Origin of the sequence: Phormidium pseudopriestleyi FRX01, from assembly GCF_017313335.1 — a bacterium.
In the GTDB taxonomy this organism is placed as follows: domain Bacteria; phylum Cyanobacteriota; class Cyanobacteriia; order Cyanobacteriales; family Laspinemataceae; genus Laspinema; species Laspinema pseudopriestleyi.
On record NZ_JAFLQW010000489.1, the window covers coordinates 1 to 9,112 of the forward strand.

General features: G+C 47.3%; 7 protein-coding genes and 1 pseudogene. 4 read left to right on the plus strand and 4 right to left on the minus strand.

Features of this window, described 5'->3' with window-relative positions; genetic code table 11:
* Positions 1 to 302 precede the first annotated feature (302 nt).
* From ahcY to J0895_RS18705, 4 genes are all read left to right on the plus strand, one after another.
* Positions 303 to 1,580 carry an adenosylhomocysteinase gene (gene ahcY / locus J0895_RS18690; RefSeq protein WP_207089517.1) on the plus strand — a complete coding sequence of 426 codons (1,278 nt, stop codon included), beginning with the start codon at positions 303 to 305 and terminating at the stop codon, positions 1,578 to 1,580.
* 388 nt (positions 1,581 to 1,968) lie between these two features.
* The gene (locus J0895_RS18695; protein ID WP_207089518.1) at positions 1,969 to 2,592 is read left to right on the plus strand and encodes an exopolysaccharide biosynthesis protein; all 624 of its coding nucleotides are present in this window, start codon (positions 1,969 to 1,971) and stop codon (positions 2,590 to 2,592) included.
* A gap of 544 nt (positions 2,593 to 3,136) precedes the next feature.
* A complete protein-coding gene (locus tag J0895_RS18700; RefSeq protein WP_207089519.1) occupies positions 3,137 to 3,439 on the plus strand; it encodes a hypothetical protein in 303 nt (100 codons plus the stop codon).
* 240 nt (positions 3,440 to 3,679) lie between these two features.
* Entirely contained in the window at positions 3,680 to 4,666 is a 987-nt protein-coding gene (locus J0895_RS18705) for a DNA (cytosine-5-)-methyltransferase (RefSeq protein ID WP_207089520.1), read from the plus strand.
* Positions 4,667 to 4,725: 59 nt separating this feature from the next.
* Here the strand turns inward: J0895_RS18705 and J0895_RS18710 are convergent, their stop codons facing one another.
* From J0895_RS18710 to J0895_RS18725, 4 genes and pseudogenes are all read right to left on the minus strand, one after another.
* Positions 4,726 to 5,943: an ABC transporter permease gene (locus J0895_RS18710; RefSeq protein ID WP_207089521.1), complete on the minus strand. Its 1,218-nt coding sequence runs from the start codon at positions 5,941 to 5,943 to the stop codon at positions 4,726 to 4,728.
* Positions 5,944 to 6,030: 87 nt separating this feature from the next.
* Complete coding sequence (locus J0895_RS18715; RefSeq protein WP_207089522.1) at positions 6,031 to 8,016, minus strand: efflux RND transporter periplasmic adaptor subunit; 1,986 nt, start codon at positions 8,014 to 8,016, stop codon at positions 6,031 to 6,033.
* A gap of 85 nt (positions 8,017 to 8,101) precedes the next feature.
* Positions 8,102 to 8,614 (minus strand): GbsR/MarR family transcriptional regulator, encoded by a 513-nt coding sequence (locus J0895_RS18720; protein WP_207089523.1) that lies wholly within the window; start codon positions 8,612 to 8,614, stop codon positions 8,102 to 8,104.
* A gap of 151 nt (positions 8,615 to 8,765) precedes the next feature.
* A pseudogene (locus J0895_RS18725) lies at positions 8,766 to 9,112 on the minus strand (hypothetical protein); the annotation flags it as partial.

Sequence of the window (9,112 nt, forward strand, 5' to 3'; positions counted from 1 at the left end):
ATATCCTTCGTAACCTAAACGTAAAGGGAAAGTTCAAATCTAATTTGAGCGGACTTATTAGAGGCACAATGAGCAGTGCCCATCAGACTTAGGCTTTGGTCTAAGGCTGTGCAAGAATCCCCGTGTCTTTAGACATCGGGAGTGTCAATCCAAAGACTCCTCACCGGATGAGGTAGAAACGCCCGAGGAACCGCAACCCGAAGCTCAGAAGAACAAATCTGGCGATCGCCCTCCCCAGCCTAGGGAACGATAGAGTAAGGTAGATAAGTCATGGCAATTTGTTATTTTTAGGAACCCGTTCGATGACAGCAACCACCACTCAGATCAAACACGAAGTCAAAGACCTTTCTCTGGCTCCCTTAGGCAAACAGAGAATTGAATGGGCGGGACGGGAAATGCCCGTTCTGGAACTGATCCGCGATCGCTTTGCCAAAGAAAAGCCCTTCGCTGGCATCCGCTTATCTGCCTGCTGCCACGTCACCACCGAAACCGCCCATCTTGCCATTGCCTTAAAAGCCGGTGGTGCAGATGCGGTCCTGATTGCCAGCAACCCCCTGAGCACTCAAGATGACGTAGCAGCCAGTCTAGTGGTGGATTATGGAATTCCCGTTTTCGCCATCAAGGGAGAAGACAGCGCCACCTACAACCGTCACGTTGAAATCGCCCTAGATCACAAACCGAACATCATCATCGATGACGGTAGCGATGTCACCGTACATTTGGTACAGCATCGCCAAAATCAACTCGCCGATATCATTGGCACCACGGAAGAAACAACCACCGGCATCGTGCGCCTCGCCGCCATGTTCAAAGATGGCGCACTGTCATTCCCAGCGATGAACGTCAATGATGCCGAAACCAAACATTTCTTTGACAACCGCTATGGGACGGGTCAATCCACCCTAGACGGCATTATCCGCGCCACCAATATCTTACTCGCTGGCAAAAGCATCGTCGTTGCTGGATATGGCTGGTGTGGCAAAGGCACCGCCTTACGCGCCCGGGGAATGGGTGCCAACGTCATCGTGACGGAAATCAACGCCGTGCGGGCCCTAGAAGCCACGATGGACGGATTCCGCGTTATGCCGATGGAAGAAGCGGCATCCCAGGGAGATATCTTTATTACCGTCACCGGCAATAAGCACGTGATTCGCGGTGAACATTTCGCTCAGATGAAAGATGGGGCGATCGTCTGCAACTCCGGTCACTTCGATATTGAAATCGACCTCAAGGCCCTGGGAGCAGAAGCCTCAGAAGTTCGCACCGTGCGTCCGTTTACCCAACAATATCACCTCAAGTCTGGCAAGTCTGTCATCGTCCTCGGAGAAGGTCGTTTGATTAACCTCGCCGCAGCGGAAGGACACCCCAGCGCGGTGATGGATATGAGCTTTGCCAACCAAGCAATGGCTTGCGAATATTTAGTCAAGAATAAAGGCAAGTTGCAACCCGGTTTACACTCTATTCCCATAGAAGTAGACCAAGAAATTGCTCGTCTGAAGCTCGAAGCAATGGGAATCAATATGGATACCCTGACTTCGGCTCAAGTACAATACATCAATTCCTGGACCTCTGGGACTTAAAATTACGGGGTTGTCTTTTTTGAGGAAGGGCAAGATATAGATCTCTTCCAAGATTCTGAAGAGACCCCCCCTAACCCCCCCTTGCCAAGGGGGGGGACTAGAAGGCTTCAAGAAGTGTCATGTCATCCGAAGATTAAGGATGAAAGGGCAAGGATAAGCAATAAGGGTATTCCAACAAATAAATCATTCCTATTCAGTTTTTAAAGGAGTAGGGTGGGCATTGCCCACCTTCTGTTCGGTGGGCAATGCCCACCCTACAATTGATATTTTATTTTTTGGAGTTCCCTAAAAAGACAGGAAAAATTCCATCCCTCTTCCTGATCTGCCCGATCCGCCCTATCTTCCCCATCCTCCCCATCTCCCTCATTTCGCCCTTCACCTAAACCCTGTGGCTCGACTTTCTGTTGAATTGCATCGCTATTTTTTTGAAGAAGAACGTTCCGAAGGCGTAATTTTAGCGGATATTATCCTGCTGGCTGGAGAACGCATTTTTGGATTTTTGTTTGTATTCTTGGCGTTACCTTCAGCCTTGCCCGTACCTGCGCCAGGATACTCGGTTCCATTTGGAGTGGTGTTATTTGTGTTGGCGGTTCAGCTGATTGCTGGTGCTAAACGTCCTTGGATGCCGAATCGGGTGATGAATCACCCGATCGCCTTGTCGAAGGTCCAAGGCATTTTAAAAGCCGGGAATCCCTGGTTGGAAAAAATCGAGTTGTTCTCTCGTCCCCGCTTGACCTATATCTGCAAAAGTTTAGCCGGTCGGGTCGTCATTGGGAGTGCGATCGCCCTGATGGCAGTTTCGATGATGATTCCCATCCCCGGGACCAATACCTTACCGGCGATCGGTATTTTTGTCACCGGCTTTGGGTTGCTCGATGATGATGGAGTCATTACCCTGGCTGGATTGGTGCTTTGTGTGATGGGATTTATTCTTTCGGCTTCTATTTTGATAGCTGTTTGGTTTGGCGGTTCCAGCTTGCTGGATTTAATCAGGGACTGGCTGAAACGCTAAGGGTTCTTGATTTAGGGGCGATCGCCTCTTTAGAGAATGCCTGCCTAAAATCCCTGGATTTAACTTGATTTCTACTGGAATAGGAGGGACACCAATTAAGCAGGCGTCCCTCCTTTATTTTTATTTAAAGTAAGTTTATTTACTTATCCCCTGAACTTTTAGGGGTTAACCCAGATATTTTTAACGGAATAAGAATTTATACTTAACCCCTGCTAACCTTAATAATTGTTCCAGATTATTGCTAACTGAGTCTTGTTAGAATCCCTAGAACAACGATGCAGCAATACTTTTCTAGTACAATGGATCCCTCAATCCTCATGAAAATGTCCAAGAAATTTGGTCATTGAAGGGCTACAACCCTGATAAATCTCGGTTTTGAGGTGGGAGGTTCGCCGTTGACACCTATCTTGAGATAGATTCAAAAGGACGATTTTGAGCATTTTTTATTTTTCTGTCAATTTTGTAACAATTTTTGTATTTTTTACCAAACCCTGACAAAAAAGGTTAATCTAAATAAAAATACAAAGATATTAAGGAGAAATTTATGGTTGCTGTAACAATTGGATTTGACAAGGACCTAGAACAAGAAGAAGCGGTCGTTTTTCACCCGGGACAGCAGGTACAGTTCAAGAACCGGCCTGGAGTCATCGATACAATCGCTGCATACGACCCGATGATGGTCCCCCCGATTTGGTTGGAAAACGACCCCCAACCGAGATATCCCGAAGAGTTAAGAATTGTAAAGCAAACTGCATTGAGAATGGGTTCAGTAAGGGTATCAGCGGACTCCAATGTGCGCTATGTAGATTTTTGGGGACGCTTGAGATTAGTTAGCAAAAGCTCGTAACATCCTGTGATAATAACAATCAACAAGCGATCGCTGCCAAAAACAAAGGGCGATCGCTTTTAGTTTCTAGACCCCCTGTGAAGAAAATAAACGCCCAAGACACCCCATAAGGCAAGAGTCGGATCAAGTTTAGGGGCTTTTTTCGCAGTATCAAACGACGTCAAACTCCCACGCTGCTGCAATTTCTATAGTTTATATTCTATAATGGTTAAAATTCAATTCCATTCAATTTAAAGATTAGTGACTGATTCAATTAAATTTATTGATTTATTTGCCGGAATTGGAGGATTCCGTCTGGCGTTTGAAAAAGCAGGCTATCATTGTGTTTACTCCTGTGAAATTAATGAAGCGTGCCAGAAAGTTTATTATCAAAATTTTTGGGATTTACCCGAACAAGACATTACCACTTTAGATATTCAAAATATCCCAAATCATGATGTATTAACAGCAGGTTTTCCTTGTCAGCCTTTTAGTATATCCGGAAAACGCAATGGCTTTAAGGACACCAGAGGAACCCTCTTTTTTCACTTATGCAAAATCATTGAAATCAAAAAACCTCAAGTTATTGTTCTGGAAAATGTTAAGCATCTGCTTCATTTAGACCAGGGCAAAGTATTAGACACAATCCTTTATTCTTTAGAAGATTTAGGATATTGTGTCACTTATAATTTATTAAATTCTAAAAATTTCAAATTACCCCAAAATCGAGAGCGGGTTATTATTATTGGTACTTTAAATCAAAAATTTAATTTTGATTTAATCCAGAATCAACTTCCTATTCCTAGTCTTGAAGAATATTTAGATCGGGAAGGACAGTTTGAATATTTAAAGCCTGACGAATACACCTTAATTGAACATCCTAAACCCCAAACTTCAGGCTTAATTTTTGTAGGATATCGTAATAAAAATATTTGGAAAACAGGGATTAGACCTAATACAGAACATCTGTCGAGAGTTCATAGACAACCTAATCGGATTTATTCGGTTAAAGGGGTTCATCCAACTTTACCATCCCAGGAAACATCAGGCCGCTTTTTTATTTATATTACTGAAGAAAATGCCGTGCGAAAATTAACCCTGAATGAGTGTTATCGAATTATGGGATTTCCCGATAATTTCAAAAGGCATCCTAATATGGGAGAATGCTATAAACAAATTGGGAATTCAGTTTGTATTCCGATGATTCATGAATTAGCCGTTCAAATTAAACAGCAAAATTTATTATAGCGGTTCCCACAGTTATTCGCGTACAATTGCTCGGGGAAAATATCTATATTGAGCGGTTTCTATGCACCGCGCAAGGCGACAATCGGATCTAGTTTAGCTGCTTTTTTAGCCGGAATGACTCCAAAGAATAACCCCGTTGCACCCGAGACTCCGGTTGCTAAGGCGATCGCCCCCGTAGAAATCCCCGCATCAAACGGCGTCAAACTACCAATCATAAAAATCCCCCCAACTCCCACAAATACTCCGACTAAACCCCCAGCAACAGATAAAATCACCGCCTCAATCACAAACTGCATTAAAATATCCTGCTGAGACGCACCGATCGCCTTTCTTAACCCAATTTCCTTCGTCCGTTCCGTCACCGACACCAACATAATATTCATAATCCCAATTCCCCCCACAAACAGAGAAATACTGGCGATCGCCGCTAACAACAACGTTAACGCCCCCGTAATTGCCCCCATCGTTGCCTGCAAATCCTTCTGATTGCGAACCGTAAAATCATCTTCATCAATAATCTGATGTCGTAGTCGCAGCAAATTCTCAATTTGGAACTGTGCCGCATTCATACTTTCCTCATTCTCCACCGACACCGAAATAAAATTAATTCGCGTCCCATAAGGTGAACTATTCCCCGTAATCCGATTCGCCATTGTCGTCAACGGCACCAACACCACATCATCCTGATTTTGCCCAAACGTTGACCCCTTTGCTTGCATCACCCCAATCACCGAAAACGATAAATTTCTAATCCTGATTTGTTGCCCAATCGGGTCCGTATTTCCAAATAAAGTTTCCGCCACATCCGCACCCAATGCCACCACCTGTTCATTGCGCCTCAAATCCAACTCCGTGATAAATCGACCTTGAGCCACATCAAAACTACGAACCGTCAAAAACTCCGGCGTCACCCCCGCAACCGTTGTGGATTGATTAGCATTGCCATAGGTAATCCGTTGCATCCCAGTGATTTGGGGTGCAACCGCCTTGATTGAAGGAACTTGAGAGGCGATCGCCTCCGCATCCGCCAACACCAACGTTTGAGGAGGACTCACCGGACGAGTTTGCGCCTTCGGACTTCCCGGCACAATAAATAACAAATTCGTCCCCAAAGATTCCACCTGCTGACCCACAAAATTCTGTGCACCCTCACCCATCCCAATCGTGGCAATCACCGAGGCATTACCAATAATAATCCCTAGCATGGTGAGACTGCTTCGCATCTTATTAGCAACCAGAGTTTTGGATGCCATTTTTACACTTTCTAAGAAGTTCATGGTTTTAGGAGTATGAAGATAAGGGAAATAGGGATTGACTTATGACCTCATACTCTCGTTACCTGGCTTCAGTAACGAGAGTACGAATTAATTTAAAATATCCTCCAAATTCTGCCCTTCCGGAAGACCAATAAACACCCGATCGCCCGGATTTAACCCCTCCAAAATTTGAATTTGATTCCCCAAAGTTGGTCCAATCGTCACTGCCCGAAATTCCGCTTTCCCTTCAGCATTGGGAATCAAAACCCCAGTCTCGCCTTTGTTGGTGACGATCGCCACCGTCGGAACCACCAAAGCATTATCCAACTGGTCCCCTAAAAACGTCAGATCCACATTCATCCCCGATTGCAACGTATCGGTCCCGGATTCCAAATCCACCCGGACCTCAAACAACGTCACATCCTGTTGCCGAATCGCTTCGGGGGCAATTAAATTCACCTTTCCTTGAAATTGTTCATCAGGATAGGCATCCGCCTGAATCTCCACCTGTTGACCCGAACGAATTCGGCTGATATCCGCTTCTGGAACTTGGGCTAAAATTTCTAACCCTCTAGCCAGGGCCACAATCGAGGTCGATGTAGCACTTCCGGCACTCGATGCCGCTGTGGTTGGGGCAACAAATGAGCCTTCTGTAGCATATCGCTGGGTAATCTGACCATTGAAGGGGGCGCGAATGATGGTATCTTCCACCTGGACTTCTACCGCTTTCACTTGAGCTTGCGCTTCCCGCACTTCCGCCTCCACCCGCAGAAATTCTTCGGGTCTGGCACCGCTTTCTTGCACCGATAAGGCTTGCCGCGCTTCCATCACTTCCGCTTCGGCGCGGGTGATTTCTTCCGGGCGAGCACCACTTTCTTGGATGTCTACCCCTTGACGCGCTTCGGCCACTTCCGCTTCAGCGCCGGTGATTTCTTCCGGGCGAGCACCGATTTCTTGCATTTCCAAGGCAAGACGAGCTTCGGAAACTTCGGCTTCGGCGCGGGTAATTTCTTCCGGGCGAGCGCCACTGGCTTGCAGTTCTAAGGCTTGACGGGCTTCGGTGACTTGAGCTTCAGTTTCGATAATCGCTTCTTGCCGAGAGCGAATCAGTTGCTCTAACCGTTGCTGCGATCGCTCTAAATTGGTTTGAGCACGACGATTTTCGGTGACCACTTCATCAAAGCGATCGCGAGAAATTGCCCCTTCATCCACCAATTCCTGATTCCGGCGCACTCGTTCTGCCGTCAGAGACAAAGTAGCCTGAGCTTCTTCAATTTGAGTTTCAGCTTGAGCCATCTCATCTTGCCGACTCCCCGAACGCAGTGCATCTAACCGCGCTTGCGCTTGAGCCAGTCTAGCCCGAGCTTGAGCCACTTCCTGGGAGCGATTTCCGGCGCGCAGTTGGGCGAGTCGGGCTTCCGCTTGGGCCAGTCTAGCTCGCGCTTGAGCCACTTCCTGAGAGCGATTTCCGGCCCGCAGTTGGTCCAGTCGCGCTTGAGCTTGAGCCAGTCTAGCGCGAGCTTGGAGTATCTCCTGGGGACGATTTCCGGCGCGGAGTTGGTCGAGTCGGGCTTCAGCTTGGGCGAGTCTAGCGCGTGCTTGGGCAATCTCCTGGGGTCTGTTTCCAGCGCGGAGTTGAGCGAGTCGGGCTTGAGCTTGTTCTAATCGCGCCTGAGCTTGGAGTCGTTGCGCTTCTACGTCCTCACTTTCCATGCGGGCGATGATGGCACCGGCTTCTAGTTGGTCCCCTTGTTCGACGTATAATTGAGCAATCCGGCCTGTGCTTTTCGGGGAGAGGTTGACGCTCTGAATCGGTCTGACGGTGCCACTGGCTTGGATGCGGACGGTGAGGGTTTGGGTGTCTACTGGGACGGTAATTTCGGCGATCGCATCGGTGCGCGGTTGGGCGTTTTGGTAGGTTTTATAGGCGAAGATGCCGACGCCTAATAATCCAGCGGCGATCGCAGCAATGATCACCCGTTTGTACCCCCGTTTCCCTTCCGGTTTAAAATCCGGTTTAGGGGGAGGTAGATGGGGTTTTTTATTGTTATTTTGAGCCTCGGTAACGGGTTCTATACTTGATGGCCGTTGCATTGGCGTACTCCTGTTATCCGATGGAGAGGTGCCGGTATTCATAATGGTTTAAAACTGAGACCCATAGGGGTTATAGAGAGATTGGTTATAAGGTTTTAAATTGGGACCGTCTGAGCTTACTGTGTCGTTCACTTTCCCAGCGTTGGCTCAACCGAGGCAGTTCTCTTTCAAAAAAGGTGTGAAAATCTCGCATTTCCTCCAGTCGTTGCCGACGTTGGTCCGGTTCTCCTTCTAGTAACTCTAGTCCCCGTTCAGCTATCTGCCGAATGGCTTTAATTTGGGCGGTTTTTTGTTGAATTAATTCGGTCCAGGCATCCAATTTGATACAAAAATAATCTCGGCGATCGCCGGGTAAACTGACGCGATCGACAATCCCCGCTTGAATCAACAAGCGAGACATCGTACTAATCGACCCTTTAGAAGCCTGTAACGCTTCCGCCACTTGAGTGAGGGACTGATGCGGGGGGTCTGCAATCAACAACCACCCGAGAATTCGTCCCGCCATCCTCGGCATCCCGCTCAATTCAAACAACAGACCCACTTCTTCCACAAAGCGCAACAGTTTGAACTGTTGCGCCTCTTTATCTATTCTGGACATACCTGCCCCAGATTAATTGCTTTACTCACAATTGTAGCAAAGTTTTGACAGTTTAGTAAAGACTGAACGAAATGAAGAGTTGAGTCAAGGGCCAGGAGGACAGGGGATGCAGAGGCAACGGAGCTATATGCGAGAAACCCGGTTTCTTGCGTTAAGCCGATCGCCTCTTTTTCCTGAACTTAATCAACGCGATCGCCAGGAGTGACGCTAAACCAGCAAAGGCGAAACTCAGCAGCAAGGCAAGAATAAACGGATGGGGGCGATCGCCGTGGTATGCTTGCCAGGGAAAGGTTATGGGTTCTTGTTGAAAGATTAACGCTGAGGTAGATGCGGCGATCGCCCCCACCGCAATTCCCCACCCGATAATTTGGATTTGGTTTTCCAGAATGCGATCGCGTTCCGCCTGGTCAATTTCCACCAAACCGCGAATCGTATTAATTGCCGTATCTAACAGCCGTTCCCCTTGTTGCAGATACACCAAATCCGCCTCAATTTGCC

Excerpts from the sequence above, each read along its gene's own strand:
- ahcY (WP_207089517.1), top strand. The coding sequence starts at position 303 with ATGACAGCAACCACCACTCAGATCAAACACGAAGTCAAAGACCTTTCT.
- J0895_RS18700 (WP_207089519.1), top strand. The coding sequence starts at position 3,137 with ATGGTTGCTGTAACAATTGGATTTGACAAGGACCTAGAACAAGAAGAA.
- J0895_RS18710 (WP_207089521.1), bottom strand. The coding sequence starts at position 5,943 with ATGAACTTCTTAGAAAGTGTAAAAATGGCATCCAAAACTCTGGTTGCT.
- J0895_RS18715 (WP_207089522.1), bottom strand. The coding sequence starts at position 8,016 with ATGCAACGGCCATCAAGTATAGAACCCGTTACCGAGGCTCAAAATAAC.
- J0895_RS18720 (WP_207089523.1), bottom strand. The coding sequence starts at position 8,614 with ATGTCCAGAATAGATAAAGAGGCGCAACAGTTCAAACTGTTGCGCTTT.